Below are 24,957 nucleotides of genomic sequence, written 5' to 3' on the forward strand. Positions count from 1 at the left end.
GCAGCGGTGACCGGCATCCAGCTCGGCGTCTTCAGCGTCGGCGACGTCACGCCCGACCCGACGACGGGACGGACCCCGACCCAGCACGAGCGCATCAAGGCGCTCATGGAGATCGGGAGGAAGGCGGAGGAGGTCGGCTTCGACGTCTTCGCCCTCGGCGAGCACCACGACCACCCGTTCGTGCCGTCGGCGCTCACGACGATGCACGCGTTCCTCGCGGCGCAGACCGAGCGGCTGGTCTTCTCGACGTCGATCGCCCACATCACGACGAACGACCCGGTCCACATCGCCGAGCAGTACGCGATGCTCCAGCACCTGTCGGACGGGCGCGTCGACCTCATGTTCGGCCGCGGCAACACCGGCCCGGTGTACCCGTGGTTCGGCAAGGACATCCGCGACGGCATCCAGCTCGCCATCGAGAACTACGACCTGCTCCACACCCTGTGGCGCACCGACGTCGTCGACTGGCAGGGCAAGTTCCGCACGCCGCTGCAGGGGTTCACCTCGACCCCCCGCCCGCTCGACGGCGTCCCCCCGTTCGTGTGGCACGGGTCGATCCGCTCGCCGGAGATCGCCGAGCAGGCGGCCTACTACGGCAACGGCTTCTTCCACAACAACATCTTCTGGCCGTCGTCGCACGTGCGACGGATGGTCGGCTTCTACCGCCAGCGCTGGGAGCAGTACGGCCACGGCCCCGCCGACCAGGCGATCGTCGGGCTGGGCGGGCAGGTCTTCGTCCGCCCGAACAGCCAGGACGCGGTGCGGGAGTTCCGCCCGTACTTCGACGTCGCGCCGGTCTACGGGCACGGCCCGTCGCTCGAGGAGTACATGCGCGAGACCCCGCTGACGGTCGGCTCGCCGCAGCAGGTCATCGAGCGCACCCTGTCGTTCCGCGAGGTCGTCGGGGACTACCAGCGCCAGATGTTCCTCCTCGACCACGCCGGCCTGCCGCTCAAGACGGTCCTCGAGCAGATGGACCTCCTCGGCGAGCACGTGCTCCCGGTGCTGCGCGAGGAGTTCGCGAAGGGCCGTCCCGCGCACGTGCCCGACGCGCCGACGCACGCGTCGCTGCTGGAGAAGAAGGAGGCCGGGCTGCTGCTCCCGCGCCCCGCCCACGAGTCGGCCCGCCAGGCCGAGGAGGAGGTGTCGGCGTGACCGCCCGCCCCGCGTCGCGTCGGATCGCCGTCGTCAGCGGCGGTCTGTCGGAGACGTCCGCCACCCGACGCCTCGCCGACCGGCTCGGCGAGGCGACCGTCGCGGCGCTGGCCGCGCGCGGTGTCGCCGCCGAGGTCACGACCTTCGACCTGCGCCCGCGCGCCCACGACATCACCAACGCGATGCTCACCGGCTTCGCGGGGCGGTCGTTGCAGGCCGACCTCGACGCCGTCCTCGCCGCGGACGGCGTCGTGGCCGCGTCGCCGGTCTACTCCGGGGCGTACACGGGGCTGTTCAAGGGCTTCGTCGACCTGCTGGGCCAGGCCGCCTTCGACGGCACGCCCGTGCTGCTCGCCGCGACCGCCGGCACCGCCCGGCACTCCCTCGCGCTCGAGCACGCGATGCGTCCGCTGTTCAGCTACCTGCGCGCGCTCACCGTGCCGACCGGGGTCTTCGCCGCGAGCGAGGACTGGGGCGGCGACGGCGAGGCGGCCGGGGCGCTGTCGGGCCGGATCGAGCGCGCGGCCGGGGAGCTCGCGGATCTCGTCGCGTCCCGCGACCCCAAGCGGGTCGTCGACGAGTACGAGAACGCGCCCGCCTTCACCGACCTCCTGGGCTCCCTCCGCACCTCGTAGCTCTCGCCCGCCACGTCTGCGTTCGGACCGACGGAGGGCTGGGGTCGCGAGGCGGTGCGCCCGGCGGCGCATCGCGACAGACTCCGGGGGCGTGGGAGGCGACGGCGAGGCAGGCGACGGTGAGGTAGGCGACGGGGCGACCGACTGGTTCCTCGACGCCGACGGGCGCGGCAACCCGGCGTCGCGCCTGCGGCCGTGGACGAGCGGCAACCGGGTCGAGCCGCTCGTGCACGGACGGACGTACTTCCCTCGACTCGCCGACACCCTGGCCGGCGTGGGTCCCGGCGACCTCGTGCTCGTCGCCGGCTGGCGCGGCGACCCCGACGAGCTCCTGACGGACGACGGTCCCACGGTGGGCGAGGCCCTGTCGGCCGCGGCGCGGCGGGGCGCCACGGTGCGCGGCCTCCTGTGGCACTCCCACCTCGACGCGTTCCGGCTCACGCACGAGGAGAACCGCGGGCTCGCGCTGTCCGTGGAGGACGCGGGCGGCCGCGTGCTCCTCGACCAGCGCGTGCGGCCGTTCGGCTGCCACCACCAGAAGTTCGTCGTCGTCCGGCACGCGGGGCGGCCCGAGCGCGACGTCGCGTACGCGGGGGGCCTCGACCTCGGGCACGGCCGCCGTGACGACGACCTCCACCACGGCGACCCGCAGACCCGTCGCTTCGCCGACGTCTACGGCCCGACACCGGCGTGGCACGACGTCCAGGTCGCGGTGTGCGGGCCCGCGGTCGCCGACGTCGAGGACTCCTTCCGGGAGCGCTGGGAGGACGACTCCCCCGTCTCGCTGCTGCTGTGGCACGTCGTGCCCGACCTCGTGCACGGGGTCGACCGCCGCGCCGACCCGCTGCCACCGCCCCGACCCGCACCCGCGCCGCACGGCTCGTGCGCCGTGCAGGTGCTCCGCACGTACCCGCGGCGGCACGTGCGTCACCACCCGTTCGCCCCCTCGGGCGAACGGAGCGTCGCGAGGGCCTACCTCAGGGCCCTGCGCCGGGCGCGGCGGCTCGTCTACGTCGAGGACCAGTACCTGTGGTCGACGGAGGTGGCGAAGGTCTTCGCCGACGCCCTGCGCGACAACCCGCGCCTGCAGCTCGTCGCCGTCGTCCCGCGCCACTCCGAGAACGGGGGTGCCGGCGACCTCCCGATGTCCGTCGGGCACGCCCGGGCGCTGCGGCGCGTGAAGGACGCGGGCGGCAGGCGGGTCGTGGTCGTCGACCTGGAGAACGACCGCGGGCTGCCGGTGTACGTCCACGCGAAGGTGTGCGTCGTCGACGACGTGTGGGCGTGCGTCGGCAGCGACAACTTCAACCGCCGCTCGTGGACCTACGACGCCGAGCTGACCGTCGCCGTCCTCGACGCCGCGCGCGACGAGCGGGTGCCTGCGGACCCGGCCGGGCTCGGCGACGGCGCCCGCGTGTTCGCGCGCGGGCTGCGGCTGCGGCTCATGGCCGAGCACCTCGGTCTCACCGACGCCGACGGCCGGCTCGAGCACCCCGCGGCCGCCGACCACCTCCTCGACCCCGACGCCGCGGTGCACGCCGTGCGCGCGTGCGCCGAGGAGGTGGACCGCTGGCACGGGCGCGGTCGCCGGGGCCCACGTCCGCACGGGCGGCTGCGGAGCCACCCGTGGGAACGTCCGCGGGCGTGGCAGGTGGCGCTGGGCGCCCCGGCGTACCACCTCACCGTCGACCCCGACGGGCGGCCACGCGCGCTGCGGCGCCGGGGCGGCTACTGACCCGTCGTCGAGGACCGGGCGACGGCGGGCGCCGGGTCCGGGGCGAGCGCCCCGCCCGTCGCCTCGAGCAGCACCCGGACCGTCGCCGCCGGCTCGTCCCACGGCGGCAGGTGACCGGACCGCTCGAACCACCGGACGGTCGCGCCCGGCACGGCCGCCGCCGCCCGGGCCGCCTGCTGCGGCAGGCAGAGCCCGTCCCGCCGGCCCCAGCCGAGCGTCACGCGGCGCCCGGCCACCGCACCGGCCGGGACGGTCACCGCCGGGCGCCGGCTCGCGATCCACCGCAGGCCCGGCAGGAACGACGCCGTGCGCCCGAAGCGGCGCGAGCCGTCGACGACGACGTCGCGTGGCAGCGCGACCGGTCGCGGGGACAGCGGCCGCAGCAGGAGGGCACGGGCCGCGCCGAGCGCGACCAGGTGCGGGACCAGTCCGCGCAGGACGTGGACGAGGACGGTCGCGGTCCACGCGACGAGCACGAACCACGCCCGCCCGAGCGCTCCCCAGTAGCCGCTCGGCGCGAGGGCGACGACGTGCCCGCCGTGGCCGCGGCGCAGCAGCTCGAGGACGACCTCGCCCCCCATCGAGCTGCCCACGAGGTCCGCACCCAGCAGGTCCTCCGCCGCGAGGGTCGCCTCGACGGCGTCGACGAGCGTCGCCAGGGCGAAGGGCCCGGGCAGCGGCGGCGAGTCGCCGAAACCGGGCAGGTCGAGCGTCACGACCTCGCGGTGGCGCGCGAGCGGCTCGAGCACCGGTCGCCAGCAGTCGGAGGTCGCCCCGAGGCCGTGGACGAGGACGAGGGGCTCGCCGGAGCCGTGGCGCTGGACGCGAAGCACCCGCCGACAGTGCGACGTCGGCCCCGGCTCCGCCAGCCGAGCGGGTCGGCCTAGGCGTTCGTTGACGCCTCGACCACCAGCCGCGCGCCCGCAGTCATGAGCGTGAATGCGTCCGGCAACCGGTCCGCCACCACCCGCTGGGCCGTGAAGCCGCTGCAGTGCATCGGAGACACCAGTCGCAGCCCTCGGTCCACCAATCCCTCCACCGTCTTGTCGATCTTCTCACGCGTGATCCCCGCGTGGGCGAGGTGGAAGCCGCCGAGGATCCCGTGCAGGCGGTCGTTGCCGGTGAGGCGGGCGGCGTGGTCGAGCGAGCTCAGCACACCGGAGTGCCCGCATGGGTCGAGCACGACCAGCCCCACGCCCGTGACGTCGACGACGAGCGTCATGTAGTCCTCGATGGGGTCCGGGCCGACCCGGCCGTCCCGCACGGACACCCGACCGACGGGCACCTCGTGCTCGAAGTCGACGGTGATGGGGATCTCACCGCTCGTCGTGATGCCGGGCGCGAGGTCGAGGGGCTCGCGCACGGCCATGACGGCTGCTCCCGCGTCCACGAGCTGCCGCTCGGTAAGGCCACGGTTGAAGTACTGGATCATGACGTCGGGTCGGCGGATGGACCGGGGCAGGAATGCCGAGGGGTGGACGACGATCGGCACCCGCCGTCCGATCGCCCCGAGCGCCGCGTAGATCCCTCCGAAGTGGTCGGGGTGGCCGTGGCTCAGCACCACCTGGTCGACCTGGGTGAGGTCGACACCGAGGACATCGGCGTTGTGGAGGATCGGGACACCGCTCATGCCCGCGTCGAAGAGGATCCGCGTCGTGCGACCGGCGGTCGTCGCCTCGAGGAGGAAGGAGATGCCGTTCTCCGCGAGCGGCGTGCCGCGCCGCGGCAGGAAGTGCTCCACCATGCCCTGCCGGGTGACGGTGGCGGAGTTCTGCATGAGCATGTCGATGTAGTTGTCGACGAGGACGGTGACGACGAGCCGGTCACAGGTCTGCACGGTGCTCTCCTCCGGGCTGCGGTGCGGCGGGGTGGTGATCGGACGACGGATCCTCAGGCGGCTGCGGGCTCGCTCGACAGCACCGCGGTCGCGTGGGCGGCGAGCGTCATCCCCATACCGTGGACGAGGGAGACCGTCGCCCCGGGGACCTGTCGCCGCCCGGCCGTCCCACGCAGCTGCTGCACCGCCTCGACGACGAGGAACATCGAGAGCATCCCCGGGTGGGTGTACGACAGACCCGCGCCGTTCGTGTTGAGGGCGAGTCGCCCACCGGGTGCCACGGCGCCGCCGCTCACGAAGTCGCCCCCTTCGCCCTTCCCGCAGAACCCGAGGTCCTCCAGCAGGACCAGGAGGCTGATGGTGAAGGCGTCGTAGACGTGCGCGGTGTCGACGTCGTCGAGCGTGACACCGGCCATGGTCAGGGCCCTGCCGGCGCTCGCGGCCGCCTCGGTCGCGGTGAGGTCCGGCATCTGCGAGACGCTGCGGTGGTTGACGGCCTCACCTGTGCCGAGCAGATAGACCGGCCGCGAGGGGAGATCACGCGCTCGATCCGCGGAGGTGACGACGACGGCCCCTCCGCCGTCGGTCACGAGGCAGCAGTCGAGCTTGTGGAGCGGGTCCGCGATCATCCGCGACGACAGCACGTCCTCGACCGTGAGGGGCGTCGGGTACGGGGCGTCGTCGGTCAGGAGCGACCACTGGCGAGCCGAGACGGCCAGCTCGGCCAGCTGCTCGCTCGTCGTGCCGTACTGCGCCATGTGGCGCCGGGCGATCATCCCGAAGGCCCCCACAGGGTGGAGAAGCCCGTACGGCGCCTCGTAGGGCGACTGCTCGGCCATGCTCACCAGGGAGCCGGCGTCGCTGCGCTGCGTGCTCCCGTAGGCGATGACGGCGACCGAGCACAGGCCCGCCCGGATGGCAGCGGCCGCGTGCCCGAGCTGCGCGACGAACGCGCAGCCGCCGATGGCCGTCGAGTCCGTGAAGCGGGGTCGCACACCGAGGTACTCCGCCAACGTCAGCGTCGGCATCGCGTAGTAGGAGGAGGACGTGAAGAGACCGTCGACGTCCTCCAGCCGCAGGCCCGCGTCGGCCAGCGCCCGGGTGACGGCGACGGCCATCAGGCCCACGGGTGAGCGGCCCTCCGTCCTGAAGGTGTCGACCTGCGCCGCGCCGACGACCGCTGCTGCCGTGCTCATCCGCGAGCCTCCTCCGGGTCGGTCCGTCCCGTCACCACGTCGAGGCGCAGGAGCGTGAGGTCGGGGTCGACGTCGTCGAACCCGACACGGACCCTGGCGCCGACGGCGAGGTCCGTGGGCTCCGGGACGGCGGCCAGCACGCGGAACCCCTCGTCGAGGTCCGCCAGCGCCAGCGTCAGCGGCGTGGCGAAGTGCGGGTGCGGGGCACGGTGCTGGGTGGTCCAGGAGTGGACGACCCCGCCTCCCTCGGCACGCTCCACCGTGAGGGCTGTCTCGGAGCCGCACCCGGGACACACGGTGCGGAGCGGGAAGACCACGCGGGCGCACGACGTGCAGCGCTGGAAGACGAGCTCGTGCTCGCGGAGCCGGTCGTAGAACAGGCGCTCCTCACCCCGCGGCACGAAGGCGGGCCGCGTGGGCCGCTCGCTCACCGGGCCACCGCCACGGACCGCAGCGCCCCGAGCACCGCGTCCGTCATGTCGCGGGTGGTCGCGGTCCCGGACAGGTCCGGCGTGCGGACCTCACCGTCCTCGAGCACCCGGCGGACCGCCCCGAGCACCGTCTCGCCGGCCTCCGGCTCGCCGAGGTGCTCGAGCATGAGGGCGGCGGACCAGATCTGCCCGACCGGGTTCGCGGTGCCGCGGCCGGCGATGTCGGGAGCGGAGCCGTGGACGGGCTCGAACATGGAGGGTGCGGTCCTCTCGGGGTTGAGGTTGGCCGAGGGCGCCATGCCCATGCTCCCGACCACGACGGCGCCGATGTCGGTGAGGATGTCGCCGAAAAGGTTCGACCCGACGACGACGTCGAGCTCGTGCGGATGGCTCACGAACCGCGCCGCCAGGGCGTCGACGTGCACGAGCCGACCGGAGACGTCCGGATGGCGGTCCATGACGTCGCGGAAGACCTCGTCCCAGAAGGTCATCGAGTGGATGATCCCGTTGGACTTCGTGGCGGACGTGAGGCGACCGCTGCGCCGCCGTGCCTGCTCGACGGCGTACTCGATGACCCGCTCGGTCCCGCGTCGCGAGAACACGGCCTGCTGCACCGCGGCCTCGTGCGGCGTGCCGGGGAACATGCGTCCGCCGACCTGCGAGTACTCGCCCTCGGAGTTCTCCCGCACGACGAGGATGTCGATGCCGGCGCCGGTGTCGCGGAGAGGGCTGCGGACCCCTGGCAGCAGGACCGCCGGACGTAGGTTGACGTACTGGTCGAACGCCCGTCGGATGGGGACGAGCAGGCCCCACAGCGAGACGTGGTCGGGAACGGAGGGGTCGCCGACGGCGCCGAGCAGGATCGCATCGTGACGAGCGAGGAGCGCGAGGCCGTCGGACGGCATCATGACGCCGTGCTGCTGGTAGTACGCACAGCTCCACGGGTACTCGCGGAAGTCGACGGTGAAGCCGTGCAGGGACGCGACCGCCTCGACCACCTCGATGGCTGCCGGCACGACCTCCTGCCCGATCCCGTCGCCGGGCAGCACCGCCACGGAGTAGCGCGCGGTGGGGACGTCCGTCACTTGATCGCCATGGGGTTGACGGGCGAGCCGACCGCCCGGGTGAACGGCAGCGGCGGGGCGCAGAAAAAGAAGTCGTACTGCCCGTCCTCCCGGCAGTGCGCCGCCAGCTCCTCCAGGTCGAAGATCTCCCCGATCCACAGCCCCATCCCCACGATGAAGACGCAGTGGAGGGGCTGGAACACGTCCGGGGTCTCGTTGGGGAGCACCTCCATGCCCCATGTGTCCACGGCCAGGCCGGCGATGTCGCGGCCCGCGACCCACGGCACGCTACCCAGGCCGAGGCCGGGTGCCGGTCCACCGGCGTAGTCGCCCCAGTTGCCCTTGCGCTCGCCCATCATCCCGGTCCTGACCATGACGAAGTCGCCTGCTCCGACGGTGACGCCGTGGGCCTGCTCGGCCGCCTCGAGGTCGTCGGCGGTGATGGCGTAGCCGGGCTCGAGGGCGTCGACGCCCTTGACGTGCGCGATGTCGAGCAGGACCCCGCGGCCCGCCATCTGGTCGGTGGCCTGGCTGATCGCGCCGCGCCGCGCGCCCTTGCTCGTCACGGTGTCCGGCGACAGCCCGTTGTACATGTGGCCGTCGAAGAAGATGTGGGCGAGCGCGTCCCACTGGGTCGAGGACTGCAGCGCCATGATGACGAGGTCGTCGGTGCCCCGCAGGTGCCGGTCGCGTCCGGAGTAGAACTCGTCCACCACCGTCCCCATCGAGATGTCGCCGCCGTCGCGGAACATGAGGTGGATGGGGTTGAAGCGGCCGCCGAAACCCCCGCTCACCTGTGGTCCCGTCGCGTCCATCGGGAGGGAGAGCGAGATGCGGGTCCCCGACCGGATGCACGCGGCGGCGCGCGCGACGCGTTCCGGCGTCACGTGGTTGAGGGTGCCGCGCTCGTCGTCGTCGCCCCAGCGGCCCCAGTTGGAGTACCGGCGGCTCAGCTCGCGGACGGTCTCGACGCTGGGTGTCTGCTCGGCCATGTCGGGCTCGCTTCCGTGGGTGGTGGGGACGGTCGTCCCATGGGTGGTCATCGCCCGGCCCCCGCACCGACGGCGGTGGGTCGCGTGGAGCGCGCGCCGGCGTCGTACCGCGTCCCGGCCGGGTAGTCCCCGGACCGCAGGCGGTGCTTCTCCGGCTTCGCCGTGGGCGTCTTGGGCAGGCTCGTGATCGTCTCGACGTACCGGGGGACCTTGAACGCCGCGAGGTGCTCCTCGCACCACTCGACGACCGAGACCGGGTCGACGGTGTGCCCGGGCCGGGGCACGACGAACGCGCACAGCTCCTCGTCGGTGAGCTCCGAGGGAACCCCGATGACACCGGACTCGAGGACGTCGGGGTGGCGGTTGATGACCATCTCCACCTCCAGCGACGACACGTTCTCGCCGCGTCGGCGGACGATGTCCTTGAGGCGGTCCACGAAGAAGAACCGGCCCTCCTCGTCCTGCCACGCGCTGTCACCCGTGCGGAGCCAGCCGTCGACCAGGGTCTCCGCGGTCTTGTCCGGGTCCTTGAAGTAGCCGAGCATGAGCGCGGGGCTGCGGAGCGCGAGCTCTCCGACCTGGCCGCGCGGCAGCTCCGTCCCGTCCTCGCCGATGATCATGGCCTCCGTGAGCGGGAGCGAGGGGTCGGGGTGGGAACGGGGCACCCCCATCGAGCCGGGGACCCGCTCCCCGTCGATCGGCTCGAGCAGCCCGAACGTCGTCTCGCTCATGCCGAAGCCGGAGACGCACGCCAGGCCGAACCGCTCCTCCACCTGCATGCGCACCTCGTGCGGCAGCGCAGGCACGCCGTACGCCACGCGGACGCAGTGGTCCCGGTCCTCCGGCGACGGGGTGCTCTTCGAGAGGATGACCGTCATCGCGCCGATGAAGTTGAACACCGTCACGCGGTGCCGGCGCACGTCGGGCCAGAAGCGGCTCGCGCTGAAGCGCGGGGCGAGCACGAGGGCGCCCTCCGCGCCGATCGCGCCCATCGTCGAGTACGCCTGCGAGTTGATGTGGAACAGCGGCAGGCAGGCGTAGATCCGGTCCCCCTTCTCCATCCGCATCCAGTGGGGGTAGGCCTGCCCGGTGAGCACGTAGTTCCGGTGCGGCTGCATGACCCCCTTGGGTCTGCCGGTGGTCCCGGACGTGTAGATGAGGCTGATGACGTCGTCGCCGTCGATGTCGACCGCAGGCGCCGCCCCCGCCAGCGCCTCCGCGTGGGCCACGAAGTCGTCGAGCCCGTCGGCCGCACCCAGCGACATCGTCGTGCGCAGCGAGGCCGACGAAGCACCGATGCGGTGGAACAGCTCGGCGTGCGCCGGGTCGACGAGCGCGAACGCCGCCTCGGAGTGCTCGACGAGGTAGCGGGCCTCGTCGTACTTGAAGCCGGTGTTGACCGCGACGAGGACCGCTCCGATCTTGGCGAGCCCGAGCCACGCGTGGAGGAAGCCGGGGCTGTTGTCCGCCATGAAGGCCACACGGTCCCCCTTGCGCACCCCCAGCTCGTGCCAGAGGGCGGCGGCACGGTCGACCGCGGCGTCGAAGTCCGCGTAGGACTGCTCCTCGTCCTCCCAGATGAGGAAGGGGGCCGTCGGGTTGCGCTCGGCCGTCCCCTCCAGGAACGTCCGCACGTCCAGCCGTCGCGGGTCCATCAGTCGTCCTCCTGCGTCGTCGAGCCGCACGCGGCGGTCCGGTCAGTGGGTGGCGCGAGCCGCCGAGCCCTTGGGGGCCACGGCGTCGCGTGAGGTGGTGACGTCGACGAGCACCGGGCCCGGGGTCGCGAGGGCCCGCTCGACGGCCGAGGCCAGCTCGGCGGGCTTCTCGACCCGCAACCCGGTGACCCCGAGGGACTCCGCGACGCGCGCGAGGTCGACGTCCCGGAAGTGCCACAGCTCGTGGTGGCGGCCGTGGAGCGACCCGCCGTACGCCACCGTGTAGGGGTTGATCTCCTGGTTGAGCGAGGCGTTGTCGTTGACGACGACCGTGACGGGGATCCCCCACCGTGCCGCGGTCTCGAGCTCGGCGAGGTGGTAGTACAGGCCCCCGTCCCCCGTGAACACGACGACCGGCCGGTGCCGCCGGGCCACCTGCGCGCCGATCCCGGCCGGCAGCGCCCAGCCGAGGGAGCCGGCCGCGCGGACGAACCCCTGCCCGGGCCGGCTGAGGTCGAGGTAGCCGGCGGTCCACATGCCGGCGTGCCCGGTGTCGGCGACGACGAGGGCGTCGTCCGGCAGGAGCTGGCCGAGCTCGTCGGTGAGGCGCTCGGGACGCAGCGGCACCTCGTCCGACTGGACGTGGTGGGCCACGGACGCCCGCCAGGACGCCGTGAGCGCGGCGGCTCGCTCGCGCCAGGCCGCGGTCGCGGCGGTGTCGACGTCGCCGAGGGCGTCGAGGAAGGCGCGGAGGCCGAGGCGGGCGTCGGCGACGACACCCACGGTGTCGGGGAAGTGACGGCCCGGCTCGGTCGGGTCGATGTCGAGGTGGACCACCCGGGTGCCGGACGACGGGACCTGCCACGTGAGCGTGACCTGGCTGCCGGTCTGGCTGCCGACGTACATCACGAGGTCGGCCTCGAGCAGCACGTGGTTGGCGCTCGCGCGGGCGTACAGGCCGGGGATGCCGACGGCGAGCGGGTGGTCGGCGGGGACCGTGTCCTTGCCGTTGAGAGACGTGGCGATCGGGGCCCCGAGCCGCTCGGCGAGCGCGACGACCTCCGCGGCGGCCCCGGACGCGCGCACGCCCCCGCCGGAGACGAGCACGGGGCGGCACGCCGCCCGCAGCGCCTGCACGGCGGCCGCCACCGCCAGCGGGTCGGGCGCCGTCCTCACCGCGGGGACGGCGTGCTCGTACGGCTGCGGGACCTCCGCGTCGATGGTCTGCGACTCGACCACGTCCCCCGTGTGCCCGGCGAGCTCGAGGTGCACCGGACCAGGTTTGCCGGACGTGGCGTCGCGGAAGGCCTGCGCGAGCTGGTCCGGGAGGCGCGCGGCGTCGTGGACCTGGCGGCTGGAGCGTGTGACGGGCTTGAAGAGCGGGAAGTCCTCGATCTCCTGGTAGTAGTTGCGGCCACGGCTGTACTCGTACGGTCCGCCCGTGACGGCCAGCACCGGCGAGCACCCGAGGTAGGCGTCCCGCAGGCCGGCGGCGAGGTTCGCGGCGCCGATGTTCTGGGCCATGCACACGCCGGGCCGGCCGCTGGCGCGCGCGTAGCCGTCGGCCATGTAGGCCGCCGCCTTCTCGCCGTGGGCGACGATCCGGCGGATGGAGGTCTCCTCCTCCATCGCCACGAGCGTCGCACTCAGGACCGTCGGCACGAGGAAGACGGCACTCACGCCGTAGGCGTCCAGAGACCGGGCCAGGTAGCGCGCGCCTGACATCTCGCTCACGGGTGCTGCCCTCCGGTGTCCGCTGGCGGAGCGTCCTCGCTCCCGGCCAAGTGTCTTGTCTAACAAGACGTCGTCTCGAAAGCATGCCCGGCGCGGTCGGAGAGTGTCAAGCCTCGTGACGTCGTCGCGCCGGTAGCCTCGACGGCGACGCCGGCCAGCCCTACGGAAGGTGCCGATGAGCAGCACAGACACCGCGAACGGCACGCGCTCGAGCGTGCTGTCGAGGGCCATCACCCTCTTCGAGCTCGTCGCGATGCAGTCCGAGGGGATCGGCGTGCGCGAGGCCGCCCGCCGTACCGGGATCGACCGGAGCGCGGTCAGCCGGATCCTCACGCAGTTCGAGGAGCTCGGGTACATCGAGCAGGAGCGCGAGCGGGGGCTCTACCGGGCCGGCCCGCGGCTCTTCGCCCTGGTGGCCGCGCTGGCCGAGCGGGACTCCCTCAGCCGCGCCGCGAGACCCGCCCTCCGCGGCCTCGTCGACCGGTTCAACGAGACGTGCTACCTCGCGGCCCGGATGGACGACGAGCTCGTGTTCCGCGACAAGGTCGACTGCGAGCACACGATCCGCTACGTCATCGAGATGGGGAAGCCGTTCCCCCTGGTCAGCGGCGCCTCCGGCATGGCGATCCTCAGCGGGATGACCGACGAGGAGGTCGAGGCGGTCCTCCGCAAGCCCATCGACGCGCACACGGCCCAGAGCTTCACCGAGGCGGACCAGGTGCGGGCGCAGGTCGTCCGGGACCGCGAGCTCGGCTACTCCTTCAGCCCGGGCCGGTGGGTACCCAACGGGGCGGGCATCGCGGCACCGTTCTTCGACGCGTCCGGTCGGTGCGCCGGCGCGCTCACCCTCTCCTGCCCCGCCGACCGGCTGGCGACGATGTCGGTGCAGGAGATCGGCGAGGCCGTCCGCGACGCCGCGCGCTCGCTGTCGCAGCGCCTCGGTCACGTCCCGGGCTGAGCGCCCCGGCGGTCACCGACGACGAAGTCGGCGACCTGGCTGCGCGTCGCGCACCACATGCCGGCCGCCCGGGCGGTCGACACGATCTCGCTGAGGGCGAGCAGACCCGCCGGGCGGCACCCGACGTGGGCGTGGAGGGTGACGTCGACGTAAGCGAGCCGGTCGGTCCCGACGATCGCCCGGGCCTCGTACTCGAAGCTGCGTGCGAGGTCGCTGACGGGGCGGCCGTACCGCACGGTCATCGGCAGGTCGTTGGTCTCCAGGCCGAACGGCAGCGCGGTGATGGGTCCCGCCGGGGTGTCGAGCCGGTAGGGCAGGTCCGCGTCGAACACGTCCCCGAACCAGTCGTAGCCCGCGGCAGCGAGGAGCTCGGCCGTGAGGGCGCTCGGCGTGCACCGCGGGCTGATCCAGCCACGCGGCCGACGCCCTACCAGGCGGCCGAGCGCGTCGGCGCACCGCTCGACCTCCTCGGCCTCCGCGTCCCGCCCCAGGAGCGCCGGGATCCGGTTCTGCGCCCAGGCGTGGGCCGCGACCTCGTGCCCCGCGGCGGCGACGGCCTCGACGGTGCCGGGGCGGGTCTCGGTGAGGCAGCCGCTGACGTAGAAGGTCGCGGGCACGTCGAGGCGGCGCAGCAGGTCGAGGACCGCCGGCACGCCGGTGCGCCAGCCGTAGTCGGCCCAGCCGCGTGCCTGGTGGTCGAGCGCACCCGCGGGCAGGGGGTTGCCCATGGGTCCGAGACCCGGGGCGACGCCCGGCTCCCACTGCTCGTACATGATGTTGACGACGAGGGCCCCACGGGACCCGGAGGGCCAGCTGGACGGCGGCTGAGGGCTCACGGACTGCTCCAAAGTGTGGGGAGGACGGCGGCGAGCAGCCCGCCGAGTGCGCCCGGATCGACCAGGCCCTCGGTGACCGCCCTCCGCACGAGGTCGACGGACGGCGCCAGGTCGTCCGACCCGACGAAGGGGTAGTCGGTGCCGAGGACGAGCCGCCCGGGCGGCAGCACCTGCGCGGCGAGACGCAGTGTCTCCGGCGAGCTGTTGGCGGTGTCGAAGAGGAGCCGGTCGAGCAGCTCCGCCCGTGGCAGCGAGGCTCCCATCCGCCGCGCCTCGAGCTCCCACCGCCAGCGCAGGCGGTGCAGCAGGAAGGGCAGCGTCCCGCCGAGGTGGGGCACCACCCACGTGATGGCCGGGAACCGCTCGATCACCCCCCCGGCGACCAGGCGGACGGCCACGACCGTGTCCTCGAAAGGCGCCCCGACGGACCACTCCATGCCGTGGTCGGTGAGCGCCCCACGTGCGCAGAAGCCATCCGGGTGCAGGAGGACGAGCGATCCCGTCTCGGCGAGGGCGCCCCACACGGGGTCCCACCGGGGCAGGTCGATGGCCGCGGTGTCGATGTGCGTCGGGATGCAGTAGCCGGCGAAGCCGGTGAGGTCGCGGGCTCGCCTCGCCTCCTCGACGGCCGCCTCGACGTGGGGCAGGGGCAGCGACGCGAGGAAGCGGAACCGGTCCGGGTGCGCCGCGACCACCTCGGCGCACCCGTCGTTGAAGGCGCGGACGAGCCTGCTGCGGGTGACGGGGTCCGGGTGCCACACGTTCATCGAGGCGAAGCCCAGGAGCTGCACGTCGATCCTCGCGGCGTCCATGAGCGCGAGCCGGCGGTCGTACGCCCCGAGGAAGGCCGGCTCCGTCGTGACGAGGGGGTGGTCGAGGAAGGCCCGGGCGACCTCTGCGTGCGGGCCCGCGCCCCGCGCCGCCTCGCGGACGACGGCGACGTACCCGGGCGGGTAGACGTGACCGTGGACGTCGACGACGGCGTCCCCGGGCACGGCCGCGTGCGCAGCGGCCGGCGCCCCGCTCACCGCCCGACCCTCGACGACAGCCACTCGCGCACGGACTCGTCGTGCCGCCCGAGCGTGGGCGGTGGCCGGTGGGCACCGGGTGTGCGCTCGCGGCCGTCGTGGCCGAACAGCCGGAGCGGTGGACCCGGGAGCGACGTCGGGCCGAGCGTCTCGTGGTCGACGGTGACCACGAGACCCTGGCTGCGGGTCTGCTCCCACTCGTAGACCTCGTCGAGGGTGCGGACCACGCCGCACGGCACCCCGGCGCGGCTGAGCAGCTCGAGGACCTCGCCGACGTCCCGCTCGGCGAACGACGCCTCGAGACGCGCGACGAGGAGGTTGCGGTTGCGCACCCGCTCGTCGTTGGTCGCCAGACCCTCGGCACCCGGGTCGAGACCCAGGGCGGAGCAGAGCGCCCGCCACAGCGCCTCCGAGCCGCAGGCGACCTGGACGGCGCCGTCACCGGCGCGGAACAGGCCGTACGGGGCGATCGAGGGGTGGTGGTTACCACGAGCCCTCGGCACCTCGCCGGCGACGGTCCACCGCGTCCCCTGGAAGGAGTGCGCGGCGACGACGGAGGCGAGCAGGGACGTCCTCACGACCTGGCCGGTCCCGGTCCGTTCCCGTTCGTGCAGCGCGGCGAGCACGCCCACGGCGCCGTTCATGCCCGCGAGGAGATCGCCCACCGGGACCCCCACCCGCTGCTCCTCCCCGGGGGCCGCGCCGGTCAGGGACATGAGTCCGGCCTCACCCTGGGCGATCTGGTCGTACCCCGCACGCCCTCCGTCCGGGCCGTCGTGCCCGAAGCCCGTGATGGACAGGACGACCAGCCGGGGGTTGAGGGCGCGCAGCACCTCGAGGCCCAGGCCGAGTCGCTCGAGGACACCGGGACGGAAGTTCTCGACGAGCACGTCGGCCTCGACGAGGAGCGCTCTCAGCACGCCGAGGTCCGCCTCGAGTCGGAGGTCGAGGACGACGGACTCCTTGTTCCGGTTGCACGAGAGGAAGTACGTCGACTCCTCCTGCCCGGCAGGACCGACGAACGGTGGTCCCCAGCGGCGGGTGTCGTCGCCCTGCGGCGACTCGACCTTGACGACCCGTGCCCCGAGGTCACCGAGCATCATTGCCGCGTGGGGTGCGGCGAGGGCCCGGCCGAGATCGACGACGAGCAGCCCGGCGAGCGGTCCCTCGTTCACGTCGCACCCCCGCGGTGGCGGGCGAGGGCCCGGGCCACGACGTCCTCGTCGCCGTCGGCGATCGCGTCGACGAGCTCGCGGTGCACCTCGAGGCGGTCGCGACGGTAGGCGGCGGCCGTCGCAGGGTCGTCGGCGTCGCTGCGCGCCTGCTCCGAGCACCGGTCGATGACCTCGAGCGTCGCCAGGTACATCGCCCGCAGCATCTCGTTCGGCGTGACCTTCGCGATCGCCTCGTGGAGCGACCACACCGCCCGTACGAACGCGTCGTGGTCGTCGACCGCTGCCTCGAGGGGGCGGAGCCGGGACCGCAGCCGGCGGAGGTCGGCGGCGGTGCGCGACCGGGCGGCGTCGGCGACGACGAGCGGCTCCAGTGCCTCGCGGATGGCGAGGGCGTCGGCGAGCGTCGTCGCGTGGCCGTGAACGGACAGCAGGGTGTGACGCAGGCGGACGACCGGCCCGGTGCCCGCGACGAACACACCGCCTCCGCGGCCGGGTCGCACCTCGACGACGCCACGGTCCACGAGCAGGCGCACCGCCTCGCTCACCGTCGCGCGTCCGAAGCCGGAGCGCAGCCGCCACCCGTCGATGGTGCCGACCGGGTCACCCGCCGTCAGTCCCTCCGCGGCGATGGTGCGCTCGACCTCGCCGGCGAGGGCCTGGGCACGCGTGGCGGGGGCCTGGGTCGGCATGCGGCGAACGTACCCACGGCGACCGACGACATTCAAGCGAAAGGTTGCAATGTTTAGGTGGGATGGTCGACAGTGTGCTTGCCGGTCGGCTCCCGCTCGACCGCGCCTGGAGGTGGGGTCACCGTGCGCCTTGTCGGTGTGCACGTCGACGGACGTCGCCACGTCGCGCGGCGGGACGGCGAGGACCTCGTCGTGCTCGCCCCCGTCGAGGACTTCTGGGCGGATCCCACGGCCTCGCTCACGGCGCCGGGGCAGGGCCCGCGCCTCCCGTCGGCGGGGACGGCGATCGCCCACCCCGTCCCGGACGGCGCTCGTGTCCTCTGCCTGGGACTCAACTACCGCGCGCACGCGGCGGAGGGGTCGTTCCGGCCCCCGGAGCACCCCCTGCTGTTCGGTCGGTGGACCGCTTCGCTCGTCGTCGACGGCACCCCGGTGACCGCACCGGTGGACGAGGTGGGGCTCGACTGGGAGGGCGAGGTGGCCGCCGTCGTGGGACGCCCGCTGGACCGCGTCGACGCGGACACGGCTCGCGAGGCGGTCCTCGGGTACGCGGCCTTCAACGACCTCACGGCGCGTCGCGCGCAGAAGCTGACGTCGCAGTGGACCCTCGGCAAGAACGCCGAGGGCTCCGGGCCGATGGGTGACCTGGTCACGGCGGACGAGGTGGGGGACCTCCGGGACGGCCTGCGCCTGCAGACGCTGGTCGGTGACGAGGTCGTCCAGGACGCGTCGACCGCCGACATGCTCTTCGAGGTCGGCGACGTGCTCGCCCTCGTCAGTCGCACGATGGTGCTGCGTCCCGGCGACGTCCTCGTGACGGGCACCCCCGAGGGCGTCGGCTACGTGCGGACCCCGCCCCGGTACCTGCGCCCGGGCGACACGGTGACCGTGCGCATCGAGCGCGTCGGCTCGGTGTCCACGCCCGTCGTGGCACCCCGCCCGGCCTCCGGCTGAGCCGCACCCGCCGGTCACCCGCCGGTCACCCCGAGGCCGTCGAGCACGGCGACCACCCCGCCGCCGTACGCGAGCGCGATGACCGACACCCGCGCCGCGCGTGGGCTCACGACCGCGGCGAGTCGTTCCCCGACGGCGAGACCGGCGACCGTGCAGGCGAGGATCAACGGCCACAGCCACCACTGGTACTCCGGCAGGCCCTCAGGCAGCGCCACCGCCTTCCCGACGAAGGCGGCGAGACCGAGGGTGGCGAACACCGGCTGGACCGTGGCCGCGAACTGCCGGTGCTCCCACCGGGTCAGGACCGCGTAGATGCTGACGGTGGGTCCGCTGACGCCGGCCGTCGCGCTCATGAAGCCCGAGGCGGCCCCGGAGAGGATGCCGGTCGGCAGCCTCGCCGCGGTGCGCGTGCGGTTCCCCGTCACGACGAGGGACAGGGTGAGCGCCACGACGACGAGGACGCCGATGGACACCTGGAGGACCGGCCCGCCGAGGCGGGCCGCCACGAGGGCGCCGGGGATCACGGCGACGAGGGCCGGGACCGCGAGCAGCGCGTACTGACGCCAGTCGATGAGCCGCCACACGCGGGTGATGACGAGGCACGACGACGCCGCGCCGCAGACGTTCACCATGAGCACGCCGTCGACGGGACCCACCGCGAGGACGAGGACGGGCGCGAGCACGAGTGCGAACCCCATCCCCGACACGCGCTGGGCCACCGCACCGAGCAGGACCGCCGCCGCGACGACGAGCGCCACGAGCACAGCGATCAGCTCCCGGCCGGTGGTCGGGGTGCGGGGAGAGGCGCTCGGCAGCGGGGTCCGGCGCTCCTCACCCGGCCACGAGCGCCGGGCGGCGCGTGAGCAGCTCCCGGGGGTTGTCGTCGAGCGCCTTCGCGACTGCCTGGGGCCGGTCGTGGAGCGCAGCCCGGAGGGACCCGACCGGGTCCGGGTCGGCCATGTCGAACGGGTAGTCGCTCCCCAGGCACAGACGGTCGTCGCCCACCCGGTCGTGGAGGAAGCGGAGGGACAGCGGGTCGTGGGTCAGGGTGTCGAAGAAGAACCGGTCCAGGAGGCTGGACGGCTCGACCTCCAGGTCGGCCCTGGACTCCGGGCGCACCGACCAGCCGTGGTCGAAGCGGCCGATCTGGTACGGCAGGAAGCCGCCCCCGTGGAGGAGTCCGAACCGGAGCGCCTGGTTGCGCTGCAGGACCCCGGAGAAGAGGAGCGAGCCCGCCGCAACGGTCGTGTCCGTCGGGTTGCCGACGAAGTTGTGGAGGTAGTGGGACTGCATCCGTGCGGCACCGGCGACGTCGGCCCCGGGGTGGAGGACGACGGCGAGGCCGGCGGCGTCGACGGCGCGCCAGACCTCCTCGTGCTGCGGTTCGCCGAGGTTGACCCCCGCGACGTTGGTGCCGAGCTCGAGGCCGACGACCTCCGGGAGGGCCACGAGCCGCTCGAGCTCGGCGAGCGCGTGCTCCTCGCTCTGCATGGGCAGGTGGCCGAGGACGACGAACCGCTCCGGCAGCTCGCGGGCCATGGCGACCATCGCGTCGTTGTGCAGCCGGGCTGCGTCGGCGGCGGCCTCCGCGGGGAGCCGGTAGTTGAAGTGCGGTGGTGGCACGCTCAGCGCCTGGACGTCGACACCGGCACGGTCCATGTCCGCGACTCGCGCCTCGGTGTCGACCATGCCACGGGGGATCGGCCCGCTCCGTCGACCGTCGGGGTAGTCGAGCCACCACGAGCCGTCCCGCTCGCGGAGGACCGGCCCCGCGCTCGGGACGGCGCGTGCGAGCTCGGTGACGAAGTCCGCGGGAACGGTGTGGGCGTGGATGTCGATCGCCATCAGGACTCCAGGTCGGGACGGGTGATGGCGGAGTCCCGCCAGAAGACGACGCGGCGCTCGACGGTCCGCACGATGAGGTAGGCGGCGAGGCCGATGACGAGGAAGATGAAGATGATCACCCAGTACGCCGCCGTGTCGAAGCCGGACCGGTAGCGCAGCATGAGGTACCCGAGACCGCCCGTCGCCCCGATGAACTCGGACACGATGGCACCGATGATGGCCGTGGTGGCGCCCAGCTGGAGGCCACCGAAGATCACGGGCAGCGCGGTGGGGATCCGCAGCTTGACCATCGTCTGCCAGCGCGTCGCGCGCAGCGACCGCATGAGGTTGACGGCGTTCGGCTCGGCGAGGCCGAGGCCCGACAGGGTCGTGATGAAGACCGCGTAGAAGCAGGCGATGGCCGCCTGGAGGATCTTCCCCTCCACGCCGAAGCCGACGGAGGCGATGATGATCGGCGCGAGGATGACCGTCGGAATCGCCTCGAGTGCCGACAGGAACGGCAGGTAGGCCGCCCGGAGGCGGTCGGAGGCACTCAGCAGCACGCCGAGGAGGAAGCCGACCGACGCGCCGAGGGCGAAGCCTCCGACGATCTCGAGCACCGTCCTGCCCGCCTGAGCGCCGAAGCCGTCGGCGAGCACCACCCGCGGGACCGACTCCACGACCTGCTGCGGGGTCGGCAGGAGGATGCTCGGCACGGCGCCCGAGTTGGTCGCCACCCACCACACCGCGACGATCGCGGGCAGGAGGGCGACGGTGAGCGCGGCCGGTGGCAGCCGGCGCGGGCGCGGGACGCTGCTGCGCGTGACGTCGCGACGTGACGTGACGGACTGCGTGATGCTCATCGGGTCCTCGCTCGGTTCTCGTCGGACCAGAAGACGACCCGTCGCTCGATGACGTCCGCGACCGACACGAGCGCGACGGCGAGGATCACGACGACGAGGACGACGGAGTACGTGAGCGGCATGTTGAGCTGGGAGGCGAACTCCTTCGCCAGCTTGCCGAGGCCTCCGTCGGAGGCGGACAGGATCTCGGCGACGAGCACGCCCGTGAACGCCAGGAGCAACGCGTGCTTGACGCCCACCATGATCATGGGCACGGCCGAGGGCAGCTGGAGCTTGAGGAAGACCTGCCGCCGCGACGCCTTGAGCGACTGCATGAGCCGGAACTCGTTGGCGGACGGGAGCGCCAGGCCGACCATCGTGTCGATCCACACCGGGAAGAAGCAGATGATGACCGCGAGCGCGATCTTGCTCTCGGACCCGAACCCGAGCCAGCCGATGAGGAGCGGGGCGAGCACGACCTTGGGCAGCGCCTGCACCGCGATGGCGTAGGGGGTGATGGCCTGCCGCACGTACGGCGACGTCCCGAGCGCCACTCCCATCACGAAACCGAAGGCGACCCCGATGACCCACGCGATGGCGACCGCGTACATCGTCTTCCACAGGTCCCCCCACCAGTAGCCGGTACCGAGGAGCTGGACGAAGCCGGCGACGACGTCGCTGAAGGTGGGGACGAGGATGCGGTTTACCGACTCCAGGCGCGGGACGAGCTCCCACGTGAGGAGCAGGACGGCGACGGTGGAGAGGGCGATCGTCGCCGAGCTGTCCCGGACACGACGCAGGCGGGTGCGCCGGGGATCCGTGACGGTCCGCGCAGGCGGCGGGGCGAGCGTGGTCATGCCAGCTCCAGCATCCTGCGGGCCTCGGCGACAAGCTGCACGAACTCAGGGGTCGTCTGCAGGTCCGGGGTGCGCGGGCGGTCGAACGGCACGTCGAGGATGCCGACGAGCCGGCCGGGGCGGGCGCTCATGACGGCGACCCGGTCCGACATGAAGACCGCCTCGTTGATGTTGTGCGTGACGAGGACCGCGGTGCTGCCGGAGTAGGCCTGCAGGCGGAGGAGCTCCTGGTTCATCGACTCGCGGGTGAACTCGTCCAGGGCGCCGAACGGTTCGTCGAGGAGGAGGAGCTTCGGGTCGCTGAGCAGCACCCGGCACAGCGCGGCGCGCTGCTGCATTCCGCCGGAGAGCTGCCAGGGGTAGGAGTTCTCGAACTCGTCGATGCCCACCATCCCGAGGAGTTCGCGCGCCTTCGGGATGTACTCCTTCTTGTTCTCCCCGAAGACCTCCACGGGCAGCAGCACGTTCTGCAAGGTCGTCCGCCAGGGGAACATGACGGCCTGCTGGAACATCATGCCGATGTCGCGGCTCGGCTCGGTGAGCGGCCGGCCGTCGAAGCTGATCTCACCGGCGGACGGTGTGAGCAGGCCGCCCATGATGTTGAGCGCCGTCGACTTGCCGCACCCGCTCGGCCCGAGGAGGGACAGGAACTCCCCGTGGTGGACGTCGAGGTCGAGTCCGCTGAGTGCCACCATCTCGGTGTCGCCGGTGCCGAACACCTTGCTGATGTAGGACGTCGTGACGAGGCTCGTACGTTCCATCGTTCTCATTCCCGGTCTCCTCCGTGGGTCGGCCGTGGCACGGGCAGGCGGTCAGGAGTTCTGCAGCTCGTAGTCCTGGGCGTCCTGCGCCACGCGCTCGCGGTCAAAGTCGTTGGCGTAGTCGACGAACTCGTCGTTGAGCACGGCCTCGGCCTCGACGTCCTGGTAGTCGTCGGACGTCGACTGGATGAGGTCGAGGAACTCCTGGGTGCCCTCGACGTCGTGGGCGCCGATGCGCTCCAGGTCGGCCGGGTCCACCTGCTGCAGCGACAGCTCGAACCTGAGGTCGCCCTGGGAGACGCCGTCGGCGTTCTCCTCGAACGCGGCGGGGATGGCGCCCCGCATCATGTCGCGGCACGCCTCGGTGTTCTCCAGGCAGAAGTACATGCCCATGGCCGTGCCGCGCGCGAAGTCGGCCATGGCGTCGGGCTTCTCCTCCAGGACGGCGGGTGTCGTGATGATGCCGCGCGCAGGGAACGTGTTGTAGATGTCCGGGGTGAGGTCGAGGAGGTCGTAGCCGGCGGTCTGCAGCGCGAAGATGTCGTTGTAGGCCGTCGAGTAGGCGTCGACGGACCCGTTGTCGAGGGCCGCGAGCGTCTCCGGACCGCCGTCGCCGATCGGGATGAGCTGGACGTCCGTGATGGGGTCGATGCCCTCGGCCCGGAGGGCCGCCTCGAGGAACGCCACCTCGCCGCCGCCCGGCTCTGAGATGCCGATGTTCGCCCCGTCGAGGCCCGCGATGTCCGTGATGCCACCGTCCTGCGGGACGAAGATGCCGAAGATCGCGCCGCTGGAGTACGTGAACATGTTGACCACGTCGAGCCCTACGAGGGCCGCTTCCCCGAAGGCGGGCGCCGACGGGTTCCCGGCGTCGGCGTTCCCCGCGACGATCTGCTCCATCGCGTCACCCGAGCCACCCGTGGCGACGAACTCGACGTCGAGGCCGAGCTCGTCGTAGTAGCCGAGGTTGTCGGCCGCGAGCCACCCCCACCACTCCGCGGTGTACGTGTCCTCGGCCGCCATGGCCATCGTGATGCTCGCGCGCTCCTCGGCCGCAGCAGGGCTGCCGTCCCCGCCCGCGGATGCCGGCGCGGTCTCGTCCCCCGAGCAGGCGGTCAGCGCGAGCGCCCCCGCAAGGACCAGGACCGCGGCGGGACGGGTTGTCTGCATCTCGAGTCTCCTTCGAATCGGTGCATCGGGTGGAGCGGTTGGCTGCCCTGCTCCCGCTCCCCGGGACGCCTCGTCGTCGAGGTGACCGGAGGGGTCGGCGGTGCCGGCGCTCCTCACGATGCTACGGCTCGAACGGCAAAGTCAAGACACTGTCTTACTTTTCCCGGTTCGGTCTGCCGGCCCCCGTTCCGTGGGCCTCAGCCGTCCTGACGCCGCAGGTACCGGCCGAAGTGCGGCACCGAGAAGGCGATGAGACCGCGCTCCGCGCTGTACACGAGCCCCTTCTTCAGCAGCGCGTCGCGGGCCGGGGACAACGACTGCGGCTTGCGGCCGAGAGCCGCGGCGACCGCGGCGGTCGGGACGGCCTGGTCCGGGTCGCCGGGCCCGTCGAGCGCCGTCTCCTGCTGCGCCAGGACGTCCGCCATGGCGCGCAGGTACTCCCGCTCCCCCGGCGTCGCGCGCTCGTAGCGGGAGCCGAAGAAGCCGACGGCGAGCTCGGACTCGGCGCGAGGCACGGCGACCCGCACGTCGTCGGCCGTGACGGGGCTCGTCGTCGCGACGTCCCACACGGTCTTGCCGTACTCCTGGACGAAGTACGGGTAGCCGGCCGTCGCCTCGTACATCGCGTCGAGGGCGTCGGGGGTGAACTCCGCGTCCTCCTCCTTCGCCGGGGCGGTGAGCGCACGGTCGGCGGCCTCCCGGTCGAGCCGCCCGATCCGGACGTAGCGGAACAGCCGCTCGCTGTACGACTTGCTCGCCGACAGGACCGCGGGCAGGTGCGGCAGGCCGGCACCGACGACGACGAACGGCAGCCCTGCCTGGCTGATCTCGTGGGCGGCCGCGCACAGCGCCGACACGTCGTCCGGGCCGAGGTCCTGCATCTCGTCGAGGAAGACCGCGACGCCCTTGCCGCAGTCGCCCGCGAGCCCGCCGATGTCGACGAGCAGCTCGACGAGGTCGATCTCCATGTCCCCGGAGTCGGCGCGGCCGGGCACGAGGGGGGCGTCGATGCCGGGCTGCCAGCGGTCGCGCACCTTGGTGTCGCCGTCGTGGTGGCGCAGGGCGAACGACTTGAGAACGCCGAGGACGTGCTCGGTCTCGCTCGCGGGCGCGCCGAGCTCGCGGACGGCCAGGTGGAGCCCTGCGGCGAGCGGGCGCCGCAGCGACTGCCCGGGCCGCGCCTCGACCTTGCCCGTCCCCCAGCCACGGCGGACGGCCTGCGAGCGCAGCGTGTTGAGCAGGACCGTCTTGCCGACGCCGCGGAGCCCCGTGAGGACGATGCTGCGCTCCGGGCGGCCGCGTCCGACGCGGGTGAGGAGGACCTCGAAGGCCTCGAGCTCGCCGTCGCGGCCGGCGAGCTCGGGCGGGCGCTGGCCGGCGCCGGGGGCGTAGGGGTTGCGGACGGGGTCCATGCCAGGACGGTATTCGC

The 24,957-nt window shown here is 73.0% G+C and carries 24 protein-coding genes; 5 read left to right on the forward strand and 19 right to left on the reverse strand.

Features of this window, described 5'->3' with window-relative positions; translation table 11 throughout:
- The first annotated feature begins 15 nt into the window (after positions 1-15).
- The 3 genes from WAB14_RS13785 to WAB14_RS13795 all read left to right on the forward strand — a co-directional run bounded on the left by WAB14_RS13785 (position 16) and on the right by WAB14_RS13795 (position 3,525).
- Positions 16-1,155 carry an LLM class flavin-dependent oxidoreductase gene (locus WAB14_RS13785; protein WP_340270750.1) on the forward strand — a complete coding sequence of 380 codons (1,140 nt, stop codon included), beginning with the start codon at positions 16-18 and terminating at the stop codon, positions 1,153-1,155.
- Positions 1,152-1,790, forward strand: a complete 639-nt coding sequence (locus WAB14_RS13790) for a CE1759 family FMN reductase (RefSeq protein WP_340270616.1) — start codon at positions 1,152-1,154, stop codon at positions 1,788-1,790. The genes WAB14_RS13785 and WAB14_RS13790 overlap by 4 nt, the downstream gene beginning before the upstream one ends.
- 91 nt (positions 1,791-1,881) lie before the next feature.
- Positions 1,882-3,525 (forward strand): phospholipase D family protein, encoded by a 1,644-nt coding sequence (locus WAB14_RS13795; RefSeq protein WP_340270617.1) that lies wholly within the window; start codon positions 1,882-1,884, stop codon positions 3,523-3,525.
- On the opposite strand, the gene WAB14_RS13800 is transcribed toward WAB14_RS13795, so the two are convergent.
- Genes WAB14_RS13800 through WAB14_RS13835 form a run of 8 tightly spaced genes read right to left on the reverse strand, consistent with a single transcriptional unit; the run spans position 3,519 to position 12,425 of the window.
- On the reverse strand, positions 3,519-4,358 hold the full coding sequence (locus WAB14_RS13800) for an alpha/beta fold hydrolase (protein ID WP_340270619.1): 840 nt from the start codon (positions 4,356-4,358) through the stop codon (positions 3,519-3,521). The genes WAB14_RS13795 and WAB14_RS13800 overlap by 7 nt on opposite strands.
- Positions 4,359-4,408: 50 nt before the next feature.
- Complete coding sequence (locus WAB14_RS13805; protein ID WP_340270621.1) at positions 4,409-5,362, reverse strand: MBL fold metallo-hydrolase; 954 nt, start codon at positions 5,360-5,362, stop codon at positions 4,409-4,411.
- A gap of 53 nt (positions 5,363-5,415) precedes the next feature.
- Positions 5,416-6,558, reverse strand: a complete 1,143-nt coding sequence (locus tag WAB14_RS13810) for an acetyl-CoA acetyltransferase (protein WP_340270623.1) — start codon at positions 6,556-6,558, stop codon at positions 5,416-5,418.
- Positions 6,555-6,989: a Zn-ribbon domain-containing OB-fold protein gene (locus WAB14_RS13815; RefSeq protein WP_340270625.1), complete on the reverse strand. Its 435-nt coding sequence runs from the start codon at positions 6,987-6,989 to the stop codon at positions 6,555-6,557. The genes WAB14_RS13810 and WAB14_RS13815 overlap by 4 nt, the downstream gene beginning before the upstream one ends.
- Complete coding sequence (locus WAB14_RS13820) at positions 6,986-8,074, reverse strand: tartrate dehydrogenase (RefSeq protein ID WP_340270627.1); 1,089 nt, start codon at positions 8,072-8,074, stop codon at positions 6,986-6,988. The genes WAB14_RS13815 and WAB14_RS13820 overlap by 4 nt, the downstream gene beginning before the upstream one ends.
- Positions 8,071-9,045, reverse strand: coding sequence for a cyclase family protein (locus WAB14_RS13825; RefSeq protein WP_340270629.1), 975 nt, complete (start codon positions 9,043-9,045; stop codon positions 8,071-8,073). The genes WAB14_RS13820 and WAB14_RS13825 overlap by 4 nt, the downstream gene beginning before the upstream one ends.
- A gap of 47 nt (positions 9,046-9,092) precedes the next feature.
- Positions 9,093-10,700: an AMP-binding protein gene (locus WAB14_RS13830; protein WP_340270630.1), complete on the reverse strand. Its 1,608-nt coding sequence runs from the start codon at positions 10,698-10,700 to the stop codon at positions 9,093-9,095.
- Between the two features lie 42 nt (positions 10,701-10,742).
- Positions 10,743-12,425 (reverse strand): thiamine pyrophosphate-binding protein, encoded by a 1,683-nt coding sequence (locus WAB14_RS13835; protein ID WP_340270751.1) that lies wholly within the window; start codon positions 12,423-12,425, stop codon positions 10,743-10,745.
- A gap of 184 nt (positions 12,426-12,609) precedes the next feature.
- Here WAB14_RS13835 and WAB14_RS13840 point away from each other — a divergent pair, with 184 nt between their 5' ends.
- Positions 12,610-13,392: an IclR family transcriptional regulator gene (locus tag WAB14_RS13840; protein ID WP_340270631.1), complete on the forward strand. Its 783-nt coding sequence runs from the start codon at positions 12,610-12,612 to the stop codon at positions 13,390-13,392.
- Here WAB14_RS13840 and WAB14_RS13845 read toward each other — a convergent pair.
- From WAB14_RS13845 to WAB14_RS13860, 4 genes are read right to left on the reverse strand one after another with little or no spacing between them, the layout of a single operon-like run.
- Positions 13,377-14,228 (reverse strand): polysaccharide deacetylase family protein, encoded by an 852-nt coding sequence (locus tag WAB14_RS13845; protein WP_340270633.1) that lies wholly within the window; start codon positions 14,226-14,228, stop codon positions 13,377-13,379. The two genes, WAB14_RS13840 and WAB14_RS13845, sit on opposite strands and share 16 nt — an antisense overlap.
- Positions 14,225-15,256, reverse strand: coding sequence for an amidohydrolase family protein (locus WAB14_RS13850; protein WP_340270635.1), 1,032 nt, complete (start codon positions 15,254-15,256; stop codon positions 14,225-14,227). The genes WAB14_RS13845 and WAB14_RS13850 overlap by 4 nt, the downstream gene beginning before the upstream one ends.
- Positions 15,253-16,431 carry a CaiB/BaiF CoA transferase family protein gene (locus WAB14_RS13855; RefSeq protein ID WP_340270637.1) on the reverse strand — a complete coding sequence of 393 codons (1,179 nt, stop codon included), beginning with the start codon at positions 16,429-16,431 and terminating at the stop codon, positions 15,253-15,255. The genes WAB14_RS13850 and WAB14_RS13855 overlap by 4 nt, the downstream gene beginning before the upstream one ends.
- Positions 16,428-17,120, reverse strand: a complete 693-nt coding sequence (locus tag WAB14_RS13860; RefSeq protein WP_340270639.1) for a FadR/GntR family transcriptional regulator — start codon at positions 17,118-17,120, stop codon at positions 16,428-16,430. The genes WAB14_RS13855 and WAB14_RS13860 overlap by 4 nt, the downstream gene beginning before the upstream one ends.
- Before the next feature lie 123 nt (positions 17,121-17,243).
- Between WAB14_RS13860 and WAB14_RS13865 the strand changes: the two genes are divergently transcribed.
- Positions 17,244-18,074, forward strand: coding sequence for a fumarylacetoacetate hydrolase family protein (locus tag WAB14_RS13865; RefSeq protein WP_340270641.1), 831 nt, complete (start codon positions 17,244-17,246; stop codon positions 18,072-18,074).
- A 14-nt stretch (positions 18,075-18,088) separates the two neighbouring features.
- On the opposite strand, the gene WAB14_RS13870 is transcribed toward WAB14_RS13865, so the two are convergent.
- The 7 genes from WAB14_RS13870 to WAB14_RS13900 form a co-directional block, all read right to left on the reverse strand.
- Positions 18,089-18,838: a sulfite exporter TauE/SafE family protein gene (locus WAB14_RS13870; protein WP_340270642.1), complete on the reverse strand. Its 750-nt coding sequence runs from the start codon at positions 18,836-18,838 to the stop codon at positions 18,089-18,091.
- Positions 18,839-18,905: 67 nt separating this feature from the next.
- The gene (locus WAB14_RS13875; protein ID WP_340270644.1) at positions 18,906-19,919 is read right to left on the reverse strand and encodes an amidohydrolase family protein; all 1,014 of its coding nucleotides are present in this window, start codon (positions 19,917-19,919) and stop codon (positions 18,906-18,908) included.
- Positions 19,919-20,761 (reverse strand): ABC transporter permease, encoded by an 843-nt coding sequence (locus WAB14_RS13880; RefSeq protein ID WP_340270645.1) that lies wholly within the window; start codon positions 20,759-20,761, stop codon positions 19,919-19,921. Before WAB14_RS13880 ends, WAB14_RS13875 begins: the two co-directional genes overlap by 1 nt.
- Positions 20,758-21,597, reverse strand: coding sequence for an ABC transporter permease (locus WAB14_RS13885; protein ID WP_340270647.1), 840 nt, complete (start codon positions 21,595-21,597; stop codon positions 20,758-20,760). Before WAB14_RS13885 ends, WAB14_RS13880 begins: the two co-directional genes overlap by 4 nt.
- Positions 21,594-22,358, reverse strand: coding sequence for an ABC transporter ATP-binding protein (locus WAB14_RS13890; RefSeq protein WP_340270649.1), 765 nt, complete (start codon positions 22,356-22,358; stop codon positions 21,594-21,596). The genes WAB14_RS13885 and WAB14_RS13890 overlap by 4 nt, the downstream gene beginning before the upstream one ends.
- A gap of 51 nt (positions 22,359-22,409) precedes the next feature.
- A complete protein-coding gene (locus WAB14_RS13895; protein ID WP_340270651.1) occupies positions 22,410-23,528 on the reverse strand; it encodes an ABC transporter substrate-binding protein in 1,119 nt (372 codons plus the stop codon).
- A gap of 197 nt (positions 23,529-23,725) precedes the next feature.
- Positions 23,726-24,940, reverse strand: coding sequence for an ATP-binding protein (locus WAB14_RS13900; RefSeq protein WP_340270652.1), 1,215 nt, complete (start codon positions 24,938-24,940; stop codon positions 23,726-23,728).
- Positions 24,941-24,957 lie beyond the last annotated feature (17 nt).

The sequence above is a fragment of the Aquipuribacter nitratireducens genome (assembly GCF_037860835.1).
Taxonomy (GTDB): domain Bacteria; phylum Actinomycetota; class Actinomycetes; order Actinomycetales; family JBBAYJ01; genus Aquipuribacter; species Aquipuribacter nitratireducens.